This window comes from Ureibacillus chungkukjangi, from assembly GCF_003217295.1.
GTDB classification, from domain to species: Bacteria; Bacillota; Bacilli; order Bacillales_A; family Planococcaceae; genus Ureibacillus; species Ureibacillus chungkukjangi.
Window position 1 is genome coordinate 187,371 of the sequence record NZ_QJTJ01000003.1, and the last position, 23,351, is coordinate 210,721.

General features: G+C 39.0%; 38 protein-coding genes. All 38 read left to right on the top strand.

Annotated elements, in window-relative coordinates:
• The first annotated feature begins 3 nt into the window (after nt 1-3).
• The gene (locus tag BJ095_RS04275; RefSeq protein ID WP_107932292.1) at nt 4-1,023 is read left to right on the top strand and encodes a sensor histidine kinase; all 1,020 of its coding nucleotides are present in this window, start codon (nt 4-6) and stop codon (nt 1,021-1,023) included.
• 100 nt (nt 1,024-1,123) lie between these two features.
• Nucleotides 1,124-1,885, top strand: a complete 762-nt coding sequence (locus tag BJ095_RS04280) for an ABC transporter ATP-binding protein (RefSeq protein WP_107932294.1) — start codon at nt 1,124-1,126, stop codon at nt 1,883-1,885.
• Nucleotides 1,875-3,854, top strand: coding sequence for an FtsX-like permease family protein (locus BJ095_RS04285; RefSeq protein ID WP_107932296.1), 1,980 nt, complete (start codon nt 1,875-1,877; stop codon nt 3,852-3,854). The genes BJ095_RS04280 and BJ095_RS04285 overlap by 11 nt, the downstream gene beginning before the upstream one ends.
• Nucleotides 3,855-4,255: 401 nt before the next feature.
• Nucleotides 4,256-4,564: a 30S ribosomal protein S10 gene (rpsJ, locus tag BJ095_RS04290; RefSeq protein WP_036172433.1), complete on the top strand. Its 309-nt coding sequence runs from the start codon at nt 4,256-4,258 to the stop codon at nt 4,562-4,564.
• 48 nt (nt 4,565-4,612) lie between these two features.
• Entirely contained in the window at nt 4,613-5,242 is a 630-nt protein-coding gene (gene rplC / locus BJ095_RS04295) for a 50S ribosomal protein L3 (protein WP_107932298.1), read from the top strand.
• 26 nt (nt 5,243-5,268) lie between these two features.
• Complete coding sequence (rplD, locus tag BJ095_RS04300) at nt 5,269-5,892, top strand: 50S ribosomal protein L4 (RefSeq protein WP_107932299.1); 624 nt, start codon at nt 5,269-5,271, stop codon at nt 5,890-5,892.
• Entirely contained in the window at nt 5,892-6,176 is a 285-nt protein-coding gene (rplW, locus tag BJ095_RS04305) for a 50S ribosomal protein L23 (protein ID WP_107932302.1), read from the top strand. Before rplD ends, rplW begins: the two co-directional genes overlap by 1 nt.
• A gap of 47 nt (nt 6,177-6,223) precedes the next feature.
• A complete protein-coding gene (rplB, locus tag BJ095_RS04310) occupies nt 6,224-7,054 on the top strand; it encodes a 50S ribosomal protein L2 (protein ID WP_107932304.1) in 831 nt (276 codons plus the stop codon).
• 60 nt (nt 7,055-7,114) lie between these two features.
• Entirely contained in the window at nt 7,115-7,393 is a 279-nt protein-coding gene (gene rpsS / locus BJ095_RS04315; protein ID WP_107932306.1) for a 30S ribosomal protein S19, read from the top strand.
• A 22-nt stretch (nt 7,394-7,415) separates the two neighbouring features.
• The gene (rplV, locus tag BJ095_RS04320) at nt 7,416-7,760 is read left to right on the top strand and encodes a 50S ribosomal protein L22 (protein ID WP_107932308.1); all 345 of its coding nucleotides are present in this window, start codon (nt 7,416-7,418) and stop codon (nt 7,758-7,760) included.
• Between the two features lie 3 nt (nt 7,761-7,763).
• On the top strand, nt 7,764-8,420 hold the full coding sequence (gene rpsC, locus BJ095_RS04325) for a 30S ribosomal protein S3 (protein WP_107932310.1): 657 nt from the start codon (nt 7,764-7,766) through the stop codon (nt 8,418-8,420).
• A gap of 2 nt (nt 8,421-8,422) precedes the next feature.
• The gene (gene rplP, locus BJ095_RS04330; protein WP_107932312.1) at nt 8,423-8,857 is read left to right on the top strand and encodes a 50S ribosomal protein L16; all 435 of its coding nucleotides are present in this window, start codon (nt 8,423-8,425) and stop codon (nt 8,855-8,857) included.
• Nucleotides 8,847-9,047: a 50S ribosomal protein L29 gene (gene rpmC, locus BJ095_RS04335; protein WP_004233646.1), complete on the top strand. Its 201-nt coding sequence runs from the start codon at nt 8,847-8,849 to the stop codon at nt 9,045-9,047. Before rplP ends, rpmC begins: the two co-directional genes overlap by 11 nt.
• A gap of 18 nt (nt 9,048-9,065) precedes the next feature.
• Nucleotides 9,066-9,329, top strand: a complete 264-nt coding sequence (gene rpsQ, locus BJ095_RS04340; protein WP_036200740.1) for a 30S ribosomal protein S17 — start codon at nt 9,066-9,068, stop codon at nt 9,327-9,329.
• A 45-nt stretch (nt 9,330-9,374) separates the two neighbouring features.
• Nucleotides 9,375-9,743, top strand: a complete 369-nt coding sequence (rplN, locus tag BJ095_RS04345; protein ID WP_036200739.1) for a 50S ribosomal protein L14 — start codon at nt 9,375-9,377, stop codon at nt 9,741-9,743.
• Between the two features lie 36 nt (nt 9,744-9,779).
• Entirely contained in the window at nt 9,780-10,088 is a 309-nt protein-coding gene (rplX, locus tag BJ095_RS04350) for a 50S ribosomal protein L24 (protein WP_107932314.1), read from the top strand.
• A 28-nt stretch (nt 10,089-10,116) separates the two neighbouring features.
• Complete coding sequence (gene rplE / locus BJ095_RS04355; protein WP_107932316.1) at nt 10,117-10,656, top strand: 50S ribosomal protein L5; 540 nt, start codon at nt 10,117-10,119, stop codon at nt 10,654-10,656.
• Between the two features lie 21 nt (nt 10,657-10,677).
• On the top strand, nt 10,678-10,863 hold the full coding sequence (locus BJ095_RS04360) for a type Z 30S ribosomal protein S14 (protein WP_004233656.1): 186 nt from the start codon (nt 10,678-10,680) through the stop codon (nt 10,861-10,863).
• 29 nt (nt 10,864-10,892) lie between these two features.
• Nucleotides 10,893-11,291 carry a 30S ribosomal protein S8 gene (gene rpsH / locus BJ095_RS04365; RefSeq protein WP_107932318.1) on the top strand — a complete coding sequence of 133 codons (399 nt, stop codon included), beginning with the start codon at nt 10,893-10,895 and terminating at the stop codon, nt 11,289-11,291.
• Between the two features lie 30 nt (nt 11,292-11,321).
• Complete coding sequence (rplF, locus tag BJ095_RS04370; protein ID WP_107932320.1) at nt 11,322-11,861, top strand: 50S ribosomal protein L6; 540 nt, start codon at nt 11,322-11,324, stop codon at nt 11,859-11,861.
• A 30-nt stretch (nt 11,862-11,891) separates the two neighbouring features.
• Entirely contained in the window at nt 11,892-12,251 is a 360-nt protein-coding gene (gene rplR, locus BJ095_RS04375; protein WP_107932322.1) for a 50S ribosomal protein L18, read from the top strand.
• Between the two features lie 21 nt (nt 12,252-12,272).
• Nucleotides 12,273-12,773 carry a 30S ribosomal protein S5 gene (gene rpsE, locus BJ095_RS04380; protein WP_107932324.1) on the top strand — a complete coding sequence of 167 codons (501 nt, stop codon included), beginning with the start codon at nt 12,273-12,275 and terminating at the stop codon, nt 12,771-12,773.
• Between the two features lie 14 nt (nt 12,774-12,787).
• A complete protein-coding gene (gene rpmD / locus BJ095_RS04385; RefSeq protein ID WP_107932326.1) occupies nt 12,788-12,970 on the top strand; it encodes a 50S ribosomal protein L30 in 183 nt (60 codons plus the stop codon).
• 33 nt (nt 12,971-13,003) lie between these two features.
• Nucleotides 13,004-13,444 carry a 50S ribosomal protein L15 gene (gene rplO, locus BJ095_RS04390; protein ID WP_107932327.1) on the top strand — a complete coding sequence of 147 codons (441 nt, stop codon included), beginning with the start codon at nt 13,004-13,006 and terminating at the stop codon, nt 13,442-13,444.
• Complete coding sequence (secY, locus tag BJ095_RS04395; RefSeq protein ID WP_107932329.1) at nt 13,444-14,739, top strand: preprotein translocase subunit SecY; 1,296 nt, start codon at nt 13,444-13,446, stop codon at nt 14,737-14,739. The genes rplO and secY overlap by 1 nt, the downstream gene beginning before the upstream one ends.
• Before the next feature lie 63 nt (nt 14,740-14,802).
• Nucleotides 14,803-15,459, top strand: coding sequence for an adenylate kinase (locus tag BJ095_RS04400; RefSeq protein ID WP_107932331.1), 657 nt, complete (start codon nt 14,803-14,805; stop codon nt 15,457-15,459).
• Nucleotides 15,460-15,877: 418 nt separating this feature from the next.
• A complete protein-coding gene (gene infA / locus BJ095_RS04405) occupies nt 15,878-16,096 on the top strand; it encodes a translation initiation factor IF-1 (protein ID WP_016839390.1) in 219 nt (72 codons plus the stop codon).
• Nucleotides 16,097-16,133: 37 nt separating this feature from the next.
• Nucleotides 16,134-16,247, top strand: coding sequence for a 50S ribosomal protein L36 (rpmJ, locus tag BJ095_RS04410; protein WP_000868344.1), 114 nt, complete (start codon nt 16,134-16,136; stop codon nt 16,245-16,247).
• A 23-nt stretch (nt 16,248-16,270) separates the two neighbouring features.
• Nucleotides 16,271-16,636, top strand: coding sequence for a 30S ribosomal protein S13 (gene rpsM / locus BJ095_RS04415; RefSeq protein ID WP_107932333.1), 366 nt, complete (start codon nt 16,271-16,273; stop codon nt 16,634-16,636).
• A 25-nt stretch (nt 16,637-16,661) separates the two neighbouring features.
• Nucleotides 16,662-17,051: a 30S ribosomal protein S11 gene (gene rpsK / locus BJ095_RS04420; RefSeq protein ID WP_107932335.1), complete on the top strand. Its 390-nt coding sequence runs from the start codon at nt 16,662-16,664 to the stop codon at nt 17,049-17,051.
• 143 nt (nt 17,052-17,194) lie between these two features.
• Entirely contained in the window at nt 17,195-18,139 is a 945-nt protein-coding gene (locus BJ095_RS04425; protein ID WP_107932337.1) for a DNA-directed RNA polymerase subunit alpha, read from the top strand.
• A gap of 47 nt (nt 18,140-18,186) precedes the next feature.
• Nucleotides 18,187-18,567 (top strand): 50S ribosomal protein L17, encoded by a 381-nt coding sequence (gene rplQ / locus BJ095_RS04430; protein WP_107932339.1) that lies wholly within the window; start codon nt 18,187-18,189, stop codon nt 18,565-18,567.
• 448 nt (nt 18,568-19,015) lie between these two features.
• The gene (locus BJ095_RS04435) at nt 19,016-19,861 is read left to right on the top strand and encodes an energy-coupling factor ABC transporter ATP-binding protein (RefSeq protein WP_107932341.1); all 846 of its coding nucleotides are present in this window, start codon (nt 19,016-19,018) and stop codon (nt 19,859-19,861) included.
• The gene (locus BJ095_RS04440; RefSeq protein WP_107932343.1) at nt 19,837-20,709 is read left to right on the top strand and encodes an energy-coupling factor ABC transporter ATP-binding protein; all 873 of its coding nucleotides are present in this window, start codon (nt 19,837-19,839) and stop codon (nt 20,707-20,709) included. Before BJ095_RS04435 ends, BJ095_RS04440 begins: the two co-directional genes overlap by 25 nt.
• Nucleotides 20,706-21,503, top strand: coding sequence for an energy-coupling factor transporter transmembrane component T family protein (locus tag BJ095_RS04445; protein WP_107932345.1), 798 nt, complete (start codon nt 20,706-20,708; stop codon nt 21,501-21,503). Before BJ095_RS04440 ends, BJ095_RS04445 begins: the two co-directional genes overlap by 4 nt.
• Before the next feature lie 26 nt (nt 21,504-21,529).
• A complete protein-coding gene (truA, locus tag BJ095_RS04450; protein WP_107932347.1) occupies nt 21,530-22,270 on the top strand; it encodes a tRNA pseudouridine(38-40) synthase TruA in 741 nt (246 codons plus the stop codon).
• 226 nt (nt 22,271-22,496) lie between these two features.
• Nucleotides 22,497-22,934 (top strand): 50S ribosomal protein L13, encoded by a 438-nt coding sequence (gene rplM, locus BJ095_RS04455; protein WP_107932349.1) that lies wholly within the window; start codon nt 22,497-22,499, stop codon nt 22,932-22,934.
• 22 nt (nt 22,935-22,956) lie between these two features.
• Entirely contained in the window at nt 22,957-23,349 is a 393-nt protein-coding gene (rpsI, locus tag BJ095_RS04460) for a 30S ribosomal protein S9 (RefSeq protein ID WP_107932351.1), read from the top strand.
• Nucleotides 23,350-23,351: the final 2 nt, after the last annotated feature.

Here is a 23,351-nt window from a genome sequence, read left to right on the forward strand (position 1 = left end):
CAAATGTTTTTTCTATTGTTCTTAAAAGAGCGTTGGGCTTGGATTTCATATATCCTCTTACTGATTTTATTTATTAATATAGTATTCTTTTTAGATGCAGGGTTATCAGGGATATCCATTAGTTATTTTAATATAGTCACCCTAATGCTATCATTTAGCTTCTTTATATGGCGTTATATTAAGGAAACTCAAGGATTGGCTCATTTCCTGGGAAATTTGTCGAATCCAACAGAGTTTTTATATTCTGAAAATACTTTCCTTTCGCCTTTTCAACGGAAATATTTTGATGAGGTTCTTAATGTTATTGAGCAAAAAGATACTCTACTAAATCAGTCGAGAGTGAAGGTTCAAGAAGATGCTGAATCTCAACTAGCCTGGGTTCATGAAATGAAAACCCCTTTAACTGCTATGAAGCTGATGATTGAGCAGGTAAATGATGCGAAATTACGCTATAGAATTGAGAATGAATGGATGCGGACACATTTATTATTAGATCAGCAACTGCACCATACAAGATTAGCATCAATAGAGAAGGATAATCGGTTAGAGAGGGTTATATTAAAGTCAATAATATTTAAGGAAATACGTGAATTTCAGACATGGTGTATGGAAAAGGGAATTGGTTTTCAGACAGCCGAGTTAGATAAGGAAGTTGTATCGGATAATAAGTGGCTAGCCTTTATAGTGCGTCAAATTTTATCTAATGCTATTAAATATAGTCATGAAAATAGCGAAATCGATATCTATACGGAGGTAGATGAATTAGGGCATTTACTACTCCATGTTAAAGATTGTGGAAGAGGTATCCGTGCAGAAGATCTGCCTCGAATTTTTCAAAAGTCGTACACGGGGACAATTGGAAGAGAATCTGTTCAGTCTACAGGTATGGGTCTATATTTAGCTAAGAATGCAGCAGTAAGTCTTGGTATTAAAATTTCAGTAGAGTCAAAGTTAAATGAAGGTTCAATTTTTACTTTAAAATTCCCACTACAAAATGAATATCACAGCAGTTTTGATAGATGACAAAATTGTCACCTATCATTTATTTTTGTCATGTAAATCGGAGGAAGTAAGAATCCATCAGATGTACAATGAACAGAGTAATGGAAAGGGGCGAAAAGGTTTGTCAGTTTTGGTGGGTAGAAAGATCAGAAAGATATATGGTAAAAAATCAACAGCACAAGAGGTACTAAAAGGTATTGATATAGAAGTTAGTAAAGGTGAATTTGTTGGAATTATGGGTCCATCAGGTTCAGGTAAAACCACACTATTAAATGTTTTGTGTTCAATCGATCATCCGACAGAGGGTGTTGTAGAGATCAATGGGCAAAGTCTAAGTGGAATGAAGGAAAAGGAATTGGCTAAGTTTCGCCGTGAACAGCTAGGATTTATCTTTCAAGACTATAATCTACTGGATACATTAACGGTAAAGGAGAATATTTTACTTCCTTTCTCTATTAGTAAACTGCCGAAAGCAGCTGCAGAAGCTCGCTTGAAGGAGCTTGTCGGTTTACTAGGAATTGAAGAGATTCTAAATAAGTATCCAAACGAGGTTTCAGGGGGGCAAAAGCAAAGAACTTCAGCTGCACGTGCGTTGATATCAAACCCTGCATTAGTATTTGCTGATGAGCCTACAGGAGCATTAGATTCAAAATCAGCAACAGCATTATTAAAGAATTTAGAAAAAATAAATCAACAAAAATCTACTACGATTATGATGGTAACACATGACTCAGTTGCTGCAAGCTTTTGTTCGCGAGTTCTATTCCTTAATGATGGTGCAATCTATACAGAAGTCTATAGAGGGGATAAAACTAGACAGCAATTCTTCCAGCAAATCATTAATACTCAAAGTGTACTAGGTGGTGACGGTTATGACGCTTAGTCGCCTAGTTTTTAGAAGTATGAGAAAGAATCTCAAGCAATACTACTTATACTTCTTTGCCCTTATTTTCAGTGTGACGCTTTGTTTTTCTTTTACCACACTACAATATAATCCGAGTGTTACAGAGGCACTAGAACGAAGTGGAACAGCGAATGCAGGGTTTAGTGCTGCAAGCTATATCTTATATGTAATTATTACATTGTTTGTGCTTTATGCGAGTCAGCTCTTTATGAAAAGAAGAAGTAAAGAAATTGGTCTATATCAGCTAATTGGAATGACAAAGGGATTAGTCGTTCGATTGATTGCACTAGAGAATGTCGTGCTGTTTTTGTTTGCCGTTTGTATTGGAATGGTTCTTGGCTTTTTCAGTTCGCGTCTATTTGCCATGATCCTAATGAAAATGCTAGATATTGATATGGTGATTCATTTAGTATTTTCACAGGAAGCATTCAAACAGTCAGTGATCATTTTTGCGATTCTATTAGTAGTGATTATTTTGCAGCTTGCATGGATGGTGCGTCGTGTATCGTTACTATCTCTGTTCAGTGCTACTAAGCAGGCCGATGAACGAATAAAGCGTTTTAGCGTTTTTCAGGCAGTAATGGGATTCTTAGGATTATTATTCATAGCCGTTGGATATTATCTATCAACAATCTTATTTGATATTAAATCAGGTTTCTTAAATAATCTATTTTTGAACATGATTTTAATACTGGTATCAACCATGCTTGGTACGTTTCTATTCTTCCGTTATTCAGTGTCGCTGATTATGAATGTAATTCGCTCTAATAAGAAGGGGCATTTGAAAGTAAGTGATGTGTTAGCTGTGACGCCTATTATGCACCGCATGAAAGGGAACTCAAAGTCACTGACGCTTATTACGCTGCTTACTGGCTTGGCAGTGGGAATTATGAGCTTGTCGTATATTTCGTTCTATTCCTCGGGAACGAATGCAAGGCAGGCTTCACCTTATGACTACATTCTATTAAATGATAAAGGCACGGAATTTATAAATCAGTTAGAGCAAGAAGAAATTGAATATGAACAGGACTCATATAACATATCAAGTGTAATGCTTAACATAGCTGACTTAGTTTCTGTGCAGTTAGAAGAGCTTACATTATTTGATGGGGCGACACAGACTACGGTTATTCCTTTAAGTAATTTACAACAAATCGAGCCGGGTGTGCAGTTAGAGGAAGGAGAAGCTTATTTAACTAGCTACGTTAATGTACTAGCGGAGATTATGCCTCTTGAAGCTGATAAAGAGATTACGGTTAAAGCAGGGGAGATTGAGCTTCCATTATATATTAAAGAAATAAGAGAAGATTTTATGTTATCGGAGGAAGTAGCGTTAGGCAGTCCAATCTTAGTAGTAACCGATAGCGTGTTTGAAGAGATACAGTCTAATAATATAGAAGAAACACAGTTTACTTCTCAAATAGGAATCAACCTTATCGACGAACGGGATAAGAATCAAGCAGAGGAGCTTTATAAAAATCTAGCCGATGAAAGAACAATAGCTATAGGGGAGAACGATACTTATAGCTTTACTTTGGAGTCCTATGAAGAGCTAAGAAAACGTAATATTACTGCGTTAGGATTAACAATCTTTGTAACAGCCTTTTTAGGACTAGCATTTTTATTAACAACAGGCAGTATTCTTTACTTTAAACAAATGGCAGAAGCAGAGGATGAGAGAGAATCCTACAAAATTCTCCGTAAGATTGGTTTCTCGACAAATGACATATTAAAGGGAATCTACGCAAAACAAGCCTTTAACTTTGGCGTGCCATTAGTAATCGGTCTATTGCATAGTTACTTTGCAGTTAAATCTGGCTGGTGGTTATTTGGAACAGAGCTTGTGGCTCCATTAGTTATCATAATGGGATTATATATTGTTATGTATGCTGTATTCGCAATCCTTTCTATACAATACTACAAGAAGGTTGTAAAAGAGTCATTATAGATAGAAGAAACTCGAATCAAGCATTACAAAAATATTTGAATAGTATAACAAATCGCTCCTGAATAAACTCAGGAGCGATTTTACATATTAAAGGAATCAGGACGCAAATTACCACTAATTATATATGAAGAAATGTTTGATATAGTATAGGATTTCTTATATACTAATAAAGGCTTTGAAACAATATGTAGAAAAGCGATGTATAAAAACACGACAATTGAAAAGAAATTAGCAAAAACACTTGCTTATTCTTTTTTTATTGTATATAATGTTGAATGTTGGTCTTTGACTGCGATGAAGCGGGAGGTTGCCGACACACACGGCCGCTTTGCCATGGCGAGTGTGTGGGAAATTTCCGTGGAGAATGTCTAGTAATTAGGCGAAAAAAAGGAGGGAAAATAATGGCAAAACAAAAGATTCGTATCCGTTTAAAAGCGTATGATCACCGTGTTTTAGATCAATCTGCTGAGAAAATTGTGGAAACTGCTAAACGTTCAGGTGCAAGTGTATCAGGTCCGATTCCGTTACCAACTGAAAAGTCTGTGTACACAATTCTTCGTGCGGTTCACAAGTACAAAGATTCTCGTGAACAATTCGAAATGCGTACGCATAAACGTTTAATCGATATCATTAACCCAACACCACAAACTGTTGATGCGTTAATGAAACTTGATTTACCATCTGGCGTTGATATTGAAATCAAACTTTAATGGTAAAAACAAATAGAATTTTTTAATTATCACAGGAGGTGTGACAAAATGGCTAAAGGAATCTTAGGTAGAAAAGTTGGTATGACACAAGTTTTCGCTGAGAATGGTGATTTAATCCCTGTAACAGTTATCGAAGCTGCTCCAAACGTAGTTCTTCAAAAGAAAACTGTTGAAACAGATGGTTACGAAGCGATTCAAGTTGGTTTCGAAGATAAGCGTATTAAGCTTTCAAACAAACCACAACAAGGTCACGTAGCAAAAGCGAATACTGCTCCTAAGCGCTTCATCCGTGAATTCCGCAATGTAAACGTGGAAGAATACGAAGTTGGTCAAGAAGTCAAAGTAGAAGTTTTCGCAGAAGGCGATGTAGTAGATGTAACAGGAGTTACTAAAGGTAAAGGTTTCCAAGGTGTTATTAAACGTCACGGACAATCTCGTGGTCCTATGGCCCATGGTTCTCGTTACCACCGTCGTCCTGGTTCAATGGGGCCAGTTGCTCCGAACCGCGTATTTAAACAAAAGAAATTACCTGGTCAAATGGGTGGGAATGTAGTTACAATCCAAAACATCGAAATCGTAAAAGTAGATGCAGAGCGTAACTTACTACTTGTTAAAGGTAATGTTCCTGGTTCTCGTAAAGCATTAGTTACAGTGAAAACTGCTGTAAAATCTAAATAATTTCTCGAAGAAAGGAGGAAACAGGAATGACAAAAGTATCTGTACTTAGTCAAACAGGCGCTTCTGTAGGTGAAATCGAATTAAACGACTTAGTTTTCGGAATTGAGCCAAATGAAGCAGTATTATTCGACGCAGTAGTTGCTCAACGCGCTTCTCTTCGTCAAGGTAACCATAAAGTTAAAAACCGTTCTGAAGTTGCTGGTGGTGGACGTAAACCATGGCGCCAAAAAGGAACTGGTCGTGCTCGACAAGGTTCTATCCGTTCGCCACAATGGCGTGGTGGTGGTGTTGTATTCGGTCCAACTCCACGTAGCTATAGCTACAAATTACCGAAAAAAGTTCGTCGCTTAGCTCTTAAATCAGCTTTATCAGCTAAAGTTGGAGAACAAAATTTCTTAGTTCTTGATGCATTGCAATTAGCAGCACCGAAAACGAAAGATTTCAAAACGATTTTAGGTAACCTAAACATCGAAAAGAAAGCTTTATTCGTTACAGCTGAACTAGATGAAAATGTAGCATTATCTGCTCGTAACATCCCAGGTGTAACTGTAGTAACAGCTTCTGGAATCAACGTTCTTGATCTTTTAGGTCACGAAAAAGTTGTATTCACAAAAGCTGCAGTAGAAAAAGTTGAGGAGGTGCTTGGATAATGGAAGCACGTGATATTCTAAAACGTCCGGTCATTACTGAGCGTTCTTCTGAGCTTATGGCTGAGAAAAAATATACTTTTGAAGTTGATGTTCGCGCTAATAAAACTCAAGTTAAAGATGCTGTACAAGAAATCTTTGGCGTAACAGTTGATAAAGTAAACATCATGAACTACAAAGGTAAATTTAAACGTGTTGGTAAATTCGGCGGATACACTAACAAACGTCGTAAAGCAATCGTTAAATTAACTGCTGATAGCAAAGAAATCGAAATTTTTGAAATTTAATTTCCAATAGGAGATAAAATCGAACATTCAAGAAGGAGGGAAAACACATGGCGATTAAAAAGTATAAACCAACCTCAAATGGTCGTCGTAATATGACGTCATCTGATTTTGCGGAAATCACAACTAATAAGCCTGAAAAGTCATTATTAGAGCCAATTAAACGCAAAGCTGGTCGTAATAACCAAGGTAAAATTACTGTTCGTCATCACGGTGGAGGTCATAAGAAGCAATACCGCGTAATCGACTTTAAACGTACTAAAGACGGAATTCCTGCACGCGTTGCTACTATTGAATATGATCCAAACCGCTCTGCGAATATCGCATTAATCAATTATGCTGACGGTGAAAAACGTTACATCTTAGCACCGAAAGGATTAGAAGTTGGTCAAACAATCATCTCTGGTCCTGATGTTGATATTAAAGTAGGTAACACATTACCATTAGCAAACATCCCAATGGGTACAACAATCCATAACATCGAGTTAAAACCTGGAAAAGGCGGACAATTAGTACGTTCTGCTGGTACTTCTGCGCAAGTACTTGGACGTGAAGATAAATATGTAATCGTTCGTTTACAATCTGGTGAGGTTCGCTTAGTACTTGCAACTTGTCGTGCAACAATCGGTCAAGTAGGTAACGAGCAACACGAACTTATCCACATTGGTAAAGCAGGTCGTTCTCGTTGGTTAGGTAAACGCCCAACTGTACGTGGATCTGTAATGAACCCTAATGATCACCCACACGGTGGTGGTGAAGGACGTTCACCAATCGGACGTAAATCTCCAATGACACCATGGGGTAAACCAGCCCTTGGTTTCAAAACTCGTAAGAAGAAAAACAAAACTAGTAAGTTCATCATTCGTTCTCGTAAAAAATAATGTGATTGTACTACGGTTCGTATGCAGAACCGTGGTGGAGTCACGGAGGGAGGTTCCTAAATGGGTCGCAGTTTGAAAAAAGGACCTTTTGTGGATGATCACTTGATGAAAAAAGTTGAAGCACAAGAAGGTTCAGAGAAAAAACAAGTTATTAAAACTTGGTCACGCCGTTCTACTATCTTCCCGAACTTCATCGGTTTAACAGTCGCTGTATATGATGGACGTAAGCATGTTCCTGTATACGTGACAGAAGACATGGTAGGTCATAAACTAGGCGAATTCGCACCAACACGTACTTACAAAGGTCACGGTGCAGATGACAAGAAAACAAGACGCTAATTTTGAGAGGAGGTAAATCCTAATGACACAAGCTAAAGCTATCGCTCGCACAGTTCGTATTGCTCCTCGTAAAGTACGTCTAGTAGTAGACTTAATCCGAGGAAAGCAAATTGGTGAAGCAGTTGCAATTTTACGTCATACTCCAAAAGCGGCGTCTCCAGTCGTTGAGAAAGTATTAAAATCTGCAGTTGCAAATGCTGAGCACAACTATGATTTAGATATTAACAACTTAGTTATTTCTGAAGTATTTGTTGACGAAGGTCCAACATTAAAACGTTTCCGTCCACGTGCGCAAGGACGTGCAAGCGCAATTAACAAACGCACAAGCCACATCACTTTAGTGGTATCTGAGAAGAAGGAGGGTTAATCCGTGGGTCAAAAAGTACATCCAATAGGACTACGAGTTGGTATTATTCGTGATTGGGAGTCAAGATGGTACGCTGAGAAAGACTATGCGACTTTATTACACGAAGATATCAAAGTTCGTAAATATATCGAATCTGCTTTAAAAGAAGCATCTGTTTCTAAAGTAGAAATCGAACGCGCTGCAAATCGCGTAAACATTACTATTCACACTGCGAAACCAGGTATGGTTATCGGTAAAGGTGGTACGGAAGTTGAAAACTTACGTAAATATCTTAACGATTTAACTGGTAAACGTGTACACATTAACATCGTAGAAATCAAAAGAGCTGATCTTGATGCTCGTTTAGTAGCAGAAAACATCGCTCGTCAACTTGAGAACCGCGTATCATTCCGCCGTGCTCAAAAACAAGCAATTCAACGCACAATCCGTTCTGGTGCAAAAGGAATTAAAACACAAGTATCTGGTCGTTTAGGTGGCGCTGATATCGCGCGTGCTGAACATTACAGTGAAGGAACTGTTCCACTTCATACTCTTCGTGCTGACATTGATTATGCTCACGCAGAAGCTGACACTACTTATGGTAAATTAGGTGTTAAAGTATGGATTTATCGTGGTGAAGTCCTTCCAACGAAGAAGAGCTCTGTGGAAGGAGGCAAATAATAATGTTATTACCAAAACGCGTAAAATATCGTCGTGAACACCGTGGTAACATGCGTGGTGAAGCGAAAGGCGGTAAAGAAGTATCTTTCGGCGAATGGGGCTTACAAGCAACAACAGCTAGCTGGATCACTAACCGTCAAATCGAATCTGCCCGTATTGCAATGACACGTTACATGAAACGTGGCGGTAAAGTTTGGATTAAAATTTTCCCACACAAGCCTTACACTAAAAAGCCTCTAGAGGTTCGAATGGGTTCCGGTAAAGGTTCTCCAGAAGGCTGGGTAGCAGTAGTAAAACCAGGAAAAGTAATGTTTGAAGTTGCTGGTGTATCTGAAGAGATCGCACGTGAAGCACTTCGTTTAGCATCACACAAACTTCCTGTTAAATGTAAGATTGTTAAACGTCAAGAAACTGGTGGTGAATCTAATGAAAGCTAATGAAATCCGTGACCTTGCCACTTCTGAAATTGAATTAAAAGTGAAATCACTGAAAGAAGAGCTTTTCAACCTTCGCTTCCAATTGGCGACTGGTCAATTAGAAAACACAGCTCGCATCCGCGAAGTTCGTAAAGCGATTGCGCGCATGAAAACTGTGATTCGTGAAAGAGAAATCAGTGCAAATAACTGATAAAGGAGGTTCTTTAGTATGACTGAGCGTAATCAACGCAAAGTTTACACGGGCCGTGTAGTTTCAGATAAAATGGACAAAACAGTTACTGTTCTTGTTGAAACTTATAAGAAACACAAATTATATGGTAAACGTGTAAAGTACTCTAAAAAATTTAAAGCTCATGATGAGTTGAACGAAGCGAAAATCGGTGATATCGTACGTATCATGGAAACTCGTCCGTTATCAGCTACAAAACGCTTCCGTCTAGTGGAAGTCGTAGAAAAAGCTGTTATTATTTAATAACATATTCGGAAAACACATGAATTCCGAAGGGAGGTAACCTAAGTGATCCAACAAGAAAGTCGTATGAAAGTTGCTGACAACTCAGGTGCACGCGAAGTTTTAACAATTAAAGTACTTGGTGGTTCTGGCCGTAAAACTGCTAACATCGGTGATATCGTTGTTGTAACAGTTAAGAAAGCAACACCAGGGGGCGTTGTCAAGAAGGGTGACGTTGTTAAGGCTGTTGTCGTTCGCACAAAATCTGGTGTACGCCGTAAAGATGGTACTTATATTAAATTTGACGAAAATGCTTGCGTAATCATCAAAGACGATAAGTCACCACGCGGAACTCGTATTTTCGGACCTGTTGCACGTGAATTACGTGATAGCAACTTCATGAAAATCGTTTCATTAGCTCCAGAAGTTCTTTAATTTCATGATAGTACCAATCAAGGAGGTGCGACACTAATGCATGTAAAAAAGGGCGACAAAGTAAAAGTTATCTCTGGTAAAGATAAAGGTAAAGAAGGCGTAGTTTTAGCTGCTTTCCCAAAACAAGAACGCGTTCTTGTAGAAGGTATTAACATCGTTAAAAAACACGTTAAACCTAACCAGTTAAACCCACAAGGTGGTATTGTGAGCCAAGAAGCAGCAATCCACGTATCGAACGTAATGCTAATCGATCCGAAATCTGGCGAGCCGACTCGTGTAGGTTACAAAATCGAAGATGGCAAAAAAGTTCGTGTTGCAAAAAAATCAGGTGCAGTAATCGACTAAAACGAAATTTGAGAAGGGAGGTACGAACATGAGCCGCCTAAAAGAAAAATATTTAAACGAAGTTTCTCCTGCTCTAATGAGCAAGTTCGAATATAAATCAGTAATGCAAGTGCCTAAAGTAGACAAAATCGTTATTAACATGGGTGTTGGTGACGCTGTACAAAACTCTAAAGCACTAGATGCTGCTGTTGAAGAATTAACAATTATCACTGGGCAAAAACCAGTTGTAACAAAAGCGAAAAAATCTATTGCTGGTTTCCGTCTACGTGAAGGTCAAGCAATTGGTGCGAAAGTTACATTACGTGGTGAACGTATGTATGAATTCTTGGACAAATTAATCGCTATCTCACTACCACGTGTACGCGACTTCCGCGGTGTTTCTAAAAAATCATTTGATGGTCGTGGAAACTACACATTAGGTGTTAAAGAACAATTAATTTTCCCAGAGATCGATTACGATAAAGTTTCGAAAGTACGCGGTATGGACATCGTGATCGTAACAACTGCGAATTCTGATGAAGAAGCTCGCGAGTTATTGACACAATTCGGTATGCCGTTCCAAAAGTAATAAAATAAGGAGGGCGAAAACGTGGCTAAAAAATCAATGATCGTTAAACAACAACGTAAGCAAAAGTTTAAAGTTCAAGAATATACACGTTGTGAACGCTGTGGTCGTCCACATTCTGTATATCGTAAATTTAAACTTTGCCGTATTTGTTTCCGTGAACTTGCATATAAGGGACAAATTCCTGGCGTTAAAAAAGCTAGCTGGTAATCCCCTAAATTGGGAAGGAGGTAAAATTTATGACAATGACAGATCCGATCGCAGATATGCTAACACGCATTCGTAATGCTAACATGGTTCGTCACGAGAAGTTAGAAGTACCAGCTTCAAACTTAAAGAAAGAAATCGCTGAAATCTTAAAGCGTGAAGGTTTCGTTCGTGATGTAGAATATGTTGAAGATAATAAGCAAGGTATCATCCGTATCTTCTTAAAATATGGAAAAGAAAACGAGCGTGTTATCACTGGCTTAAAACGTATTTCAAAACCTGGCTTACGTGTATATGCTAAAACTGACGAAGTACCTCGTGTACTTAACGGTTTAGGTATCGCTTTAGTATCAACTTCTCAAGGTTTATTAACTGATAAAGAAGCACGTGCTAAAAAAGTTGGCGGAGAAATCTTAGCTTACATTTGGTAATAAGCAATAAAAGAATGGAGGTGCAACTAAATGTCTCGTGTAGGTAAAAAACCAATCGAGGTTCCAGCTAACGTGACTGTAACTATCGCTGACGATAACACAGTTACTGTTAAAGGACCTAAAGGCGATTTAACTCGTCAATTCAACCAAGATATGAAAATTGAGTTAGAAGGTAACATCATCAACGTTGTTCGCCCTTCTGAGTCAAAACAACACCGTACTATTCATGGTACAACTCGTGCGCTATTAGCAAACATGGTTACTGGTGTTTCTGAAGGATTTTCTCGTTCACTAGAACTTATCGGTGTAGGTTACCGTGCGCAATTACAAGGTAAGAAACTTGTACTTAACGTAGGTTACTCTCATCCAGTAGAGTTCACACCTGAAGAAGGTCTAGAAATCGAAGTTCCTTCAAATACTAAGGTAATTGTTAAAGGTATTAGCAAAGAACGTGTTGGTGCATTAGCATCTAACATTCGTGATGTTCGCCCACCAGAGCCTTACAAAGGTAAAGGTATTCGTTATGAAGGCGAATTTGTACGTCGTAAAGAAGGTAAAACAGGTAAATAATGCTTTTCGCATTAGAAAGGAGTGACCTCTGTGATTACGAAACAAGATAAAAATCAAGTTCGTAAAAAACGTCATGTGCGTGTTCGTACAAAGATCTCAGGTACTGCTGAGCGTCCACGTTTAAACGTATTCCGTTCAAACAAGAACATCTATGCACAACTTATTGACGATGTTGCTGGTGTGACACTTGTAAGTGCATCTTCTCAAGAAAATAGTTTTGAGGGTGCAGGTAACAATGTAGAAGCTGCAGCAAAAATCGGTGAAACAATCGCTAAACGCGCTGCGGAAAAAAATATTACTGCTGTTGTATTTGACCGCGGTGGTTACTTATATCATGGACGTGTAAAAGCTTTAGCTGAAGCTGCACGTGAAAACGGCTTAGAATTTTAATAAGAAGGAGGGACATACTTCATGAGTCGCATTGACGCAAACAAACTTGAACTTGAAGAACGCGTAGTTACTATTAACCGCGTTGCTAAAGTTGTTAAAGGTGGTCGTCGCTTCCGCTTTACAGCACTAGTTGTTGTAGGTGACAAAAACGGTCATGTAGGTTTCGGTACTGGTAAAGCTCAAGAGGTTCCAGACGCGATCCGTAAAGCTGTTGAAGACGCGAAGAAAAACTTAATCGAAGTGCCACGTGTTGGTGGAACAACTCCACATGATGTTGTTGGTCGCTTCGGAGCAGGTCAAATTTTAATCAAACCTGCAGCTCCAGGTACTGGAGTTATCGCTGGTGGTCCTGTACGTGCCGTACTTGAACTTGCTGGTATTACTGATATTCTTTCAAAATCTCTAGGTTCAAACACACCAATCAACATGGTACGTGCTACTGTTGCTGGTCTAAGTGAACTAAAACGCGCAGAGGACGTTGCAAAACTACGCGGTAAATCAGTGGAAGAACTATTAGGATAAGGGGGGGAATTATAATGACAAACAAATTAGAAATTACCCTTACTAAATCTTTAATTGGTACTAAGCCTCAACAACGTAAAATCGTTGAAGCATTAGGTTTACGTAAAATGAACCAAACTGTAGAACAAGCTGACAACGCAGCTATTCGCGGTATGTTAGATAAAGTAGCTCACTTAGTTACTGTAAAAGGAAATTAATTTTCAATCATTGAACAAGGAGGTGCCACCCATATGAAACTTCATGAGTTAAAACCAGCAGAAGGATCACGTAAAGAGCGTAACCGTGTTGGTCGTGGTATCGGTTCTGGTAACGGTAAAACTGCAGGTAGAGGTCATAAAGGTCAAAACGCTCGTTCTGGCGGCGGCGTTCGTCCTGGATTCGAGGGGGGTCAAAACCCACTATTCCGTCGTTTACCAAAACGCGGCTTTACGAACATCAACCGTAAAGAATTCGCAATCGTTAACCTTGATGCATTAAACCGTTTCGAAGATGGTGCAGAAGTAACACCTGCATTATTACTAGAAACTGGTATTGTGAGTAATGAAAAAGCTGGGATTAAGATTCTAGGTAATGGAACTCTTAACAAAAAGCTTACAGTAAAAGCTCACAAGTTCTCAGCTTCAGCTAAAGAAGCAATCGAGAACGCTGGCGGAACAACTGAGGTGATTTAATGTTTCAGACGATCTCTAACTTTATGCGCGTTCGAGATATACGAAATAAAATCATCTTTACATTATTAATGTTGATTGTTTTCCGTATTGGAACATTCATTCCAGTACCTAACGTCGACTCTCAAGTATTAAAGGTAGCCGATGAGTTTAACTTAATTGGTTTCCTTAATACTTTCGGCGGTGGTGCATTGTCTAACTTCTCAATCTTTGCATTGGGAATTATGCCTTACATTACTGCTTCTATTATTGTTCAGCTATTGCAAATGGATGTTGTTCCAAAGTTTGCGGAATGGGCAAAACAAGGTGATGTTGGTCGACGCAAGTTGGCTCAATTCACTCGTTACTTAACTGTAATTTTAGCCTTCATTCAAGCTTTCGCAATGTCATTTGGGTTCAATCAAATGTACGGTGGTTCTTTAATTACTGATACAAGTGTTTTGTCCTACATAACGATTGCGATCGTGTTAACTGCTGGTACTTCATTCCTACTATGGCTAGGTGAACAAATCACATCACATGGTGTTGGAAATGGTATTTCAATCATTATCTTTGCAGGGATTGTTGCTGCAATACCAACAACAGTGAACCAAATCTATGCACAACAAATCGAGGATGCTGGAGATCAGCTATTCATCCGAATTGCTATCTTAGTAATACTTGTTTTGATTATGCTAGCAGTTGTAGTTGGAGTAATTTACGTACAACAAGCTTTACGTAAAATTCCAATTCAATATGCAAAACGAGTTGCAGGTCGTACGCCACAAGCTGGTGGACAACAAACACATTTACCGTTAAAAGTAAATGCTGCAGGGGTTATTCCGGTAATCTTTGCCATTGCGTTTATTGTTACACCTCAAACTTTAGCTACGTTCTTCGGTCAAAATTCAGTGACTTCCTTCATTACAACTACGTTTGACTATACTAAACCTGTTGGAATGATTATCTATATTGCATTGATTGTTGCGTTCACGTACTTCTATGCATTTATACAAGTGAATCCTGAAAACTTGTCCGACAACTTGAAAAAACAAGGTGCGTATATTCCTGGGATTCGTCCTGGTAACGATACGCAAAGTTACTTAACAAAAGTACTATACCGTTTAACATTTGTGGGTGCACTATTCTTAGTTGCTATTTCAGTACTACCAATCCTATTTATTAATTTCATGAATCTACCTGCTTCGGCGCAAATTGGTGGTACTAGTGTAATTATCGTAGTTGGTGTTGCTTTAGAAACAATGAAACAATTAGAAGCTCAACTTGTAAAACGTCACTATAAAGGCTTTATGAAATAAAATGCAGGTTTTAGGAAACGTTCAAGTTTCCTAAGCCAGCAAGCTTTAGGGGGAATGAAACGTATGAATATCGTTTTAATGGGTCTACCTGGTGCTGGTAAAGGTACACAGGCAGATAAAATTATTGAGAAGTACGAAATCCCTCATATTTCTACAGGCGACATGTTCCGTGCTGCTATTGGTGCGGGAACAGAATTAGGTTTAGAAGCTAAATCGTTTATGGATCAAGGTGCTCTTGTACCTGATGAAGTAACGATTGGCATCGTTCGTGAACGACTAGCACAAAAAGATTGTGAAAAAGGTTTCTTATTAGACGGGTTCCCACGTACAGTTCCACAAGCTGAGGCTTTAGATAGCATCCTAGATGAACTTGGGAAAAAAATTGATCATACAATCAATATCCAAGTTGAAAAAGATGAACTAGTAGCACGTCTTAGCGGTCGTCGTATTTGTAAAACTTGTGGTACATCTTATCATGTCATTTTTAACCCTCCTAAAGTGGAAGGTAAATGTGACAAAGATGGCGGCGAATTATACACTCGTGCGGACGATAATCCTGATACGGTAGCAAACCGTCTGGAAGTAAATATGAATCAAGCACAACCTTTACTTGATTTCTATGAATCTAAAGGTGTTTTAACAAATATCGATGGACAGCAAGATATCGAAAAAGTGTTTGCTGATCTTGACGCTCTATTACTACAGGGCAGCCGCAGCTGATACCCGGCATTAGACGAGAGTCAATTGCTTTTCGCGGGAGAATTTGCGGGTGCAACAAAATAAACTTTATTGAGAGTTGCAAAAGCATATTGTGCCCGGTATACACGAGACACAAATGTGATAGAATCTATTTTGTGGTAAGTGTTATGGGTTTCGTGGAAGCATCTTTGTAACGGGTATGAATCTCTCATCCAAGACATTCCGGGATATCGAGTAAAGAATGTATACATTCTTAATCGGAAGTAGTCATTCCCAGGATTGTGTGAAGCGAAACCAGACGAGCGTCTTTCGAACATCTCTCATACAATCCAAGCATATGTTGGTGAAGTTGCTTCTATTGAATAAAAACAGTTGCATAGATTCTCTTTATCGTGTATGTTAGAGAATCGATAACGCATATAGAAGGGAGACAGGGTTGATGGCGAAAGACGATGTAATTGAAGTCGAAGGAACAGTTGTTGAGACTTTGCCAAACGCGATGTTTAAGGTAGAATTAGAAAATGGGCACACGGTGCTTGCACACGTTTCTGGAAAGATTCGAATGCACTTTATCCGTATTTTACCTGGAGATAAGGTTACTATAGAGTTATCTCCATACGATTTAACTCGCGGTCGTATCACATACCGTTTTAAATAATCTTTTGCACTCCGGACTATTAAGGAGGTTGGGTTAGATGAAAGTGAGACCATCTGTGAAACCGATCTGCGAAAAATGTAAAGTAATTCGCCGACGCGGTAAAGTAATGGTAATCTGTGAAAATCCTAAACACAAACAAAAACAAGGATAATTATAAGGAGGTGCACAACGTACATGGCACGTATTGCTGGAGTTGACATTCCTCGCGACAAACGCGTGGTAATTTCATTAACTTACATTTACGGAATTGGTAAAACTACTTCTCAAAAAGTATTAGCTGCTGCTGGCGTTAACGCTGAGACTCGCGTACGCGATCTTACTGAAGATGAGTTAAACAAAATCCGTGAACAATTAGATACTTTAAAAGTGGAAGGTGACTTACGTCGCGAAATTTCACTTAACATTAAACGTCTGATGGAAATCGGTTGTAACCGTGGTATCCGTCACCGTCGTGGTTTACCTGTTCGTGGTCAAAATACGAAAAACAATGCGCGTACGCGTAAAGGTCCTCGTAAAACTGTAGCGAACAAGAAAAAATAATAAGTAAAGGGGGTTCCTTCTTAACATGGCTCGTAAACAACAAACTCGTAAACGTCGTGTGAAAAAGAATATCGAATCAGGTATTGCACACATCCGTTCTACATTTAACAATACAATCGTAACGATTACAGATATGCAAGGTAACGCAGTATCTTGGTCTAGTGCTGGTGCGCTTGGATTCAGAGGTTCACGTAAATCTACTCCTTATGCTGCTCAAATGGCTGCTGAAGCTGCTGCAAAATCGTCCGTTGAACATGGTCTAAAGACGTTGGAAGTAACTGTTAAAGGTCCTGGTGCTGGTCGTGAAGCTGCAATTCGTGCACTTCAAGCTGCTGGTTTAGAAGTAACTGCAATTAAAGATGTTACTCCAGTACCACATAACGGTTGCCGTCCGCCAAAACGTCGTCGTGTATAATGGGAGCATCTCAAAGTAATCTTTGAGTTCATCATTGCTTGTACAAAACAAAAATCTTGTGCAAATCTTATAAAGTCAATAGTTTTTGACTATTATGATGTTATGAACCTATACATTCGATGTTTTAAAGGAGGGTAAATTGAATGATCGAAATTGAAAAACCAAAGATTGAAACTGTTGAGATCAGCGAAGATTCCAAATATGGCAAGTTTGTTGTAGAACCGCTTGAACGCGGGTACGGAAACACTTTGGGTAATTCTTTACGTCGTATCCTTCTGTCTTCATTACCAGGAGCTGCTGTTACATCTATTCAAATTGACGGTGTGTTACACGAATTCTCAACTGTAGAAGGCGTAGTAGAAGACGTTGCTTCAATTATTTTGAATATCAAAAAACTTGCACTTAAAATCTACTCTGACGAAGAAAAAGTTATTGAGATTGATGTGAAAGGTGATGGAACTGTTACAGCTGCTGATATCACACATGACAGTGACGTTGAAATATTAAATCCAGATTTGTATATTGCAACAATCGCTAAAAATGGTCATTTACGTATGCGTATGTATGCTCGTCGTGGCCGTGGATATACTCCTGCTGATCAAAACAAACGTGAGGATCTTCCTATCGGCGTGATCCCGATCGACTCTATTTACACTCCAGTTTCACGCGTTAATTTCCAAGTGGAGAATACACGTGTTGGACAGAACTCTGATTTCGACAAGTTATCACTTGATGTGTGGACAGATGGTAGCATCGGTTCAAAAGAGGCGATATCGCTCGGAGCGAAAATTTTAACAGAGCATCTTAATATCTTTGTAGGCTTAACGAATGAAGCACAAACTGCTGAAATCATGGTCGAAAAAGAAGAGGATCAAAAAGAAAAAGTTTTAGAGATGACGATTGAGGAATTAGATCTTTCAGTTCGTTCTTACAACTGCTTAAAACGCGCTGGTATCAATACGGTATTAGAACTTGCGAATAAATCAGAAGACGACATGATGAAAGTACGTAATCTTGGTCGTAAGTCACTAGAAGAAGTAAAAGCTAAATTAGAAGAGCTTGGTTTAGGATTACGTAAAGAAGACTAGTCAAGTGACTTTATTTATAGCAGTCTAGATTAAAGGAGGGAACATCCATGGGTTACAGAAAACTTGGTCGTACAAGTTCTCAACGTAAAGCGTTATTACGTGATTTAGCTACTGACTTAATCATCAACGAACGCATCGAAACTACTGAAGCACGTGCGAAAGAATTACGTTCTGTAGTTGATAAAATGATTACTTTAGGTAAACGTGGAGATTTACATGCTCGTCGTCAAGCGGCTGCATTTATCCGTCGTGAATTAGTAACAACTACTGATGCTGAAGGTAACGAAACAACTTCATTTGCACTTCAAAAGTTATTTAATGATGTTGCACCACGTTACGCAGAGCGTCAAGGTGGTTACACTCGTATCCTTAAAGTAGGACCTCGCCGTGGTGACGGTGCACCTGTAGTAGTTATCGAATTAGTTTAATATTTGATTTCTTATTTATACAGGTAGGAGGGTGTCCGGTTCACCGGTTGAACCCGGACCCCTCTATTTTTATTAAATGATTTATACGACAATAAAATGGCTTGAGCGTTATAATGAGCGGATCACTTGTTGATGGCGTCTCGTCTAGCTCTCCGCACCTCATTCAAAAGAGCCCGGAATTGAGCAGCCGTGTTCTTGTTAAAAATGTAGAAATAAAGCGCATTTCTCTGAATGAGGTGCGCGCTTTTTTATTTCCTTAAAAAAGCTTATGCATTTGTTTTAAGCTTTATAAATTACATATACAAAAATAAAGTACGTTTCAATCTGGCTGTTTTTTTGCTGATATGTAAACGTACCTTATTTTTATATATGACACTATACGAAATGGTAGCATTGGCGTGTAAAACAGTGTAATTTAGTTAGTAGAGATAGAGAGGAGCTAGAATAAGTGACCGAGATTTTATCGTTTAATAATGTAAGTTTTTCATATACACCCGATAACCCGGAGCTTCGCAATGCGGTTCAGGATGTTTCGTTTTCTATTAATGAAGGCGAATGGATTGCGATAGTCGGACATAACGGTTCTGGGAAATCAACGATGGTCAAGCTAGTATGCGGATTACTCTTTCCACAAGATGGAGAAGTTCGTGTAATGAGAAATGTTTTAACAGAAGAGAATTTATGGGAAGTCCGTTCGAATATCGGTATGGTCTTCCAAAATCCGGATAACCAATTTGTTGGAGCTACCGTACAAGATGATGTAGCATTTGCTTTAGAAAATAGTGGAGTACCCTATACAGAAATGGTAGATCGTGTTCACTCGTCACTGGCACAGGTGAAAATGGACAAGTTTTTAAACCATGAGCCTCACCATTTGTCAGGTGGGCAAAAACAGCGTGTGGCCATTGCAGGAGCACTTGCTATGCGACCGAAGCTTCTAATTCTAGATGAAGCTACATCCATGCTTGATCCTCAAGGGCGTGACGAGGTTTTAAAAACAGTTCGCGCACTACGTGAAGAAATCGGTTTAACAGTTCTTTCGATTACGCACGATGTAGAAGAAGCACTGTTTGCTGATCGTGTATTATTTATGAATAACGGTCAAAAGTATGCTGAAGGTACACCTTCTGAAATCTTCTCACTAGGAGATAAGCTGGTCGAATTCGGTTTAGAGCTGCCATTTGCTATGCGAATGACAAAGCTTTTTAAAGATAATGGTGTTTTATTAGAAGGGCAACATATGTCAGAAGAAGAGTTGGTGAATGATCTATGGACATCAAACTTCAACAAGTAAGCTACGCATATTCGAAGGGGACACCCTTTGAAAAATATGCTTTATTTAATGTTGATTTAACAATTCCTCATGGAACCTATCAGGCAATAATAGGACATACTGGTTCTGGGAAATCTACCATCCTTCAGCACTTTAACGGTCTTTTAAAGCCATCAGAAGGACAAGTACATATTGGTGAACGTGTTATAGTAGCTGGGAAAAAAGCGAAAGAGCTAAAGCCAGTTCGTCAAAAAGTAGGGATTGTTTTTCAGTTTCCGGAGCATCAATTATTTGAAGAGACTGTACTTAAAGACATTATGTTCGGACCCATGAACTTTGGTGTATCTGAACAAGTAGCTGAAGCACGTGCACGGGAGCTTATCAAGCTAGTAGGCCTACCAGAGGATATTTTAAACAAGTCGCCCTTTGACTTGTCTGGAGGGCAAATGCGTCGTGTAGCGATAGCTGGCGTGCTTGCAATGGATCCAGAGGTAATCGTATTGGATGAGCCAACAGCGGGACTTGATCCTAGAGGTCAAAAAGAGATTATGGACATGTTCTATAATCTTCATAAGGAACGTGGCTTAACGACGATTCTTGTAACCCATAGTATGGAGGATGCTGCACGCTACGCAGATCAAATTGCCATTATGCATGAAGGACGTTGTGTACTAAATGGAACACCACATGAAATCTTCTCAGATTCAGATACACTAGAGAAATATCGTTTAGAGCTACCTCATATTGTTCGATTCCAAAGAAAAATCGAGCAGTTAATGAAGAAGCCATTAAGTAAAATATGTTTAACAGAAGAAGAGCTAGCGGCTGAAGTAGCACATGCCTTAAGAGAGGGGCGTGACGCTAAATGATGGAGAAAATGATTTTTGGACGTTATATTCCAGGTGAATCTTTTGTACATCGACTAGACCCACGTTCAAAGCTGATTTTTGTATTTGCTTTTATATTGGTAGTTTTTTTAGCTAATAATATTGTTACCTATGCATTACTATTAGCATTTACATTGCTAGTTATTCTAATGTCTCGCATTCGTTTATACTTTTTGATTAACGGATTAAAGCCGATAATTATTCTATTAGTATTTACGTTCTTTATTCATATTTTATTTACTAGAGAAGGGGATATACTCCTTGATCTAGGCTTTTTAAAGGTTTATGAGGAAGGGCTAAGGCAAGGGATCTTTATATCTGTCCGCTTCCTTGTTCTTGTCTTTATGACATCTATTTTGACTTTAACAACTTCACCTATTTCCATTACAGATGGGATTGAAGTATTGTTAAATCCTTTAAAGAAAATTAAGCTGCCTGTACATGAATTAGCTTTAATGATGTCCATCGCCCTTCGCTTTATTCCAACATTGATGGATGAAACAGATAAAATCATGAAAGCACAAATGGCGCGTGGTTCCGATTTAAGTGCAGGGCCATTAAAAGAACGTATAAAGGCAGTTGTGCCACTTTTAGTACCGTTATTCGTCAGTGCCTTTAAACGCGCTGAGGACTTAGCAACGGCCATGGAGGTTCGCGGTTATCGTGGTGGAGAAGGCCGTACACGCTACCGTCAGCTGAAATGGGATTGGCGTGATACATTATGTTTAGTTGTATTTGTTATCATGACGGCATTATTAGTATTTTATCGTAATTAGCAGTAGTTATCCCCGAGGTGAAGTATTTGAGACGTTTAAAAGCAACGATTAGTTATGATGGTACCCTTTTTGCAGGGTATCAGGTACAACCAGGCGAGCGTACTGTTCAGCTTGAGATTGAAAATGTATTAACCAAAATGCATAAAAGCGAAAAAGTGAAAATTATAGCAAGTGGTCGCACAGATGCGCGTGTTCATGCTACTGGACAGGTGATTCATTTTGATACCTCACTGTCAATTCCACTGGATCGTTATGAAAAAGCACTAAACGTCCAATTACCTCGTGATATTCGAGTGTTATCAGTAGAGGAAGTTGAAGCTGATTTCCATGCAAGATACAGTGTGTCCGGAAAAAGGTACCGATATATCTGGAATTGTGAAGCACAGCAAAGTCCTTTTCGTCGAAATTATACAGTGGAGACAAATGGAGTAAAGCCTGATATTGAAAAGATGCAGGCTGCTGCACAGTATATTGTTGGTACGCATGATTTTTCTTGCTTCTGTGCGGCGAATACCAGTGTAGTGGATAAAGTTCGTACAGTTCAATCTTTAAACTTCTCTTGGCAGGGAGAAGAGCTTCATATGGTGATAGAAGGGAACGGCTTTCTTTACAATATGGTACGCATCATTGCAGGTACCCTGTGGGAGGTTGGCATTGGGAAGCGAGATGCACAAGAACTAGAGGGTATTATTGCTTCAATGGAGCGCGGAAAAGCAGGTAAAACAGCACCTGCACATGGTCTTTATCTGGAAAAAGTTTTTTATTAAAAAGCATTTTAGCTTCCCCAAAATATGGTGGTATACGTACTTTCATACTTGTGCTAAAATAAATAAGCAACACTACCAGGTGTGTTGCTTTTTTTCTTGACTTATGTGTAAATATATTATAAGATGACATATGGTATTTTCATTACCACCACAAATAAGCCCCGAAACTTATAAGTGTATAATAATGAAAAATAACGGTAATCGAATCGATTAGGAGGACATATAAATGCGTACAACATTCATGGCTAAAGGTCACGAAGTAGATCGTAAATGGTTAGTAGTTGACGCAGAAGGCCAAACGCTTGGACGTTTAGCTTCTGAAGTAGCTGCTATCTTACGCGGTAAACATAAACCAACATTCACACCAAACGTAGACACAGGTGACTTTGTTATCGTTATCAACGCTGACAAAATTCATTTAACAGGTAACAAATTAGAAGGTAAAATCTATTACCGTCACACTCAATTCGCAGGTGGTTTAAAACAACGTACAGCTGGCGAAATGAAAGAAAAATACCCAACACAAATGATCGAATTAGCAGTTAAAGGGATGCTTCCTAAAAACTCTTTAGGTCGTAAAATGTTCACTAAACTTAACGTTTACACTGGAACAGAACATCCACATGCAGCACAAAAACCGGAAAGCTATACGCTTCGCGGATAATTATTAAGAGGAGGATACACCCTTGGCACAAGTTCAATATATCGGCACAGGTCGCCGTAAAAGCTCAGTAGCTCGCGTACGTTTAGTACCAGGCGAAGGTAAAATTGTTATCAACAACCGTAGCATCGAAGAGTACTTACCATTCGAAACTTTACACTTAATCATCAACCAACCATTAGAAGCAACTCAAACTAAAGGTAGCTATGATGTATTTGTAAACGTAAACGGTGGTGGATTCACAGGTCAAGCTGGAGCAATCCGTCACGGTATCGCTCGTGCGTTACTAACAGTTGACCCAGATTTCCGTCCAGCACTTAAATCTGCAGGTTTACTAACACGTGACCCACGTATGAAAGAACGTAAAAAATACGGTCTTAAAGGTGCTCGTCGTGCGCCTCAGTTCTCAAAACGTTAATA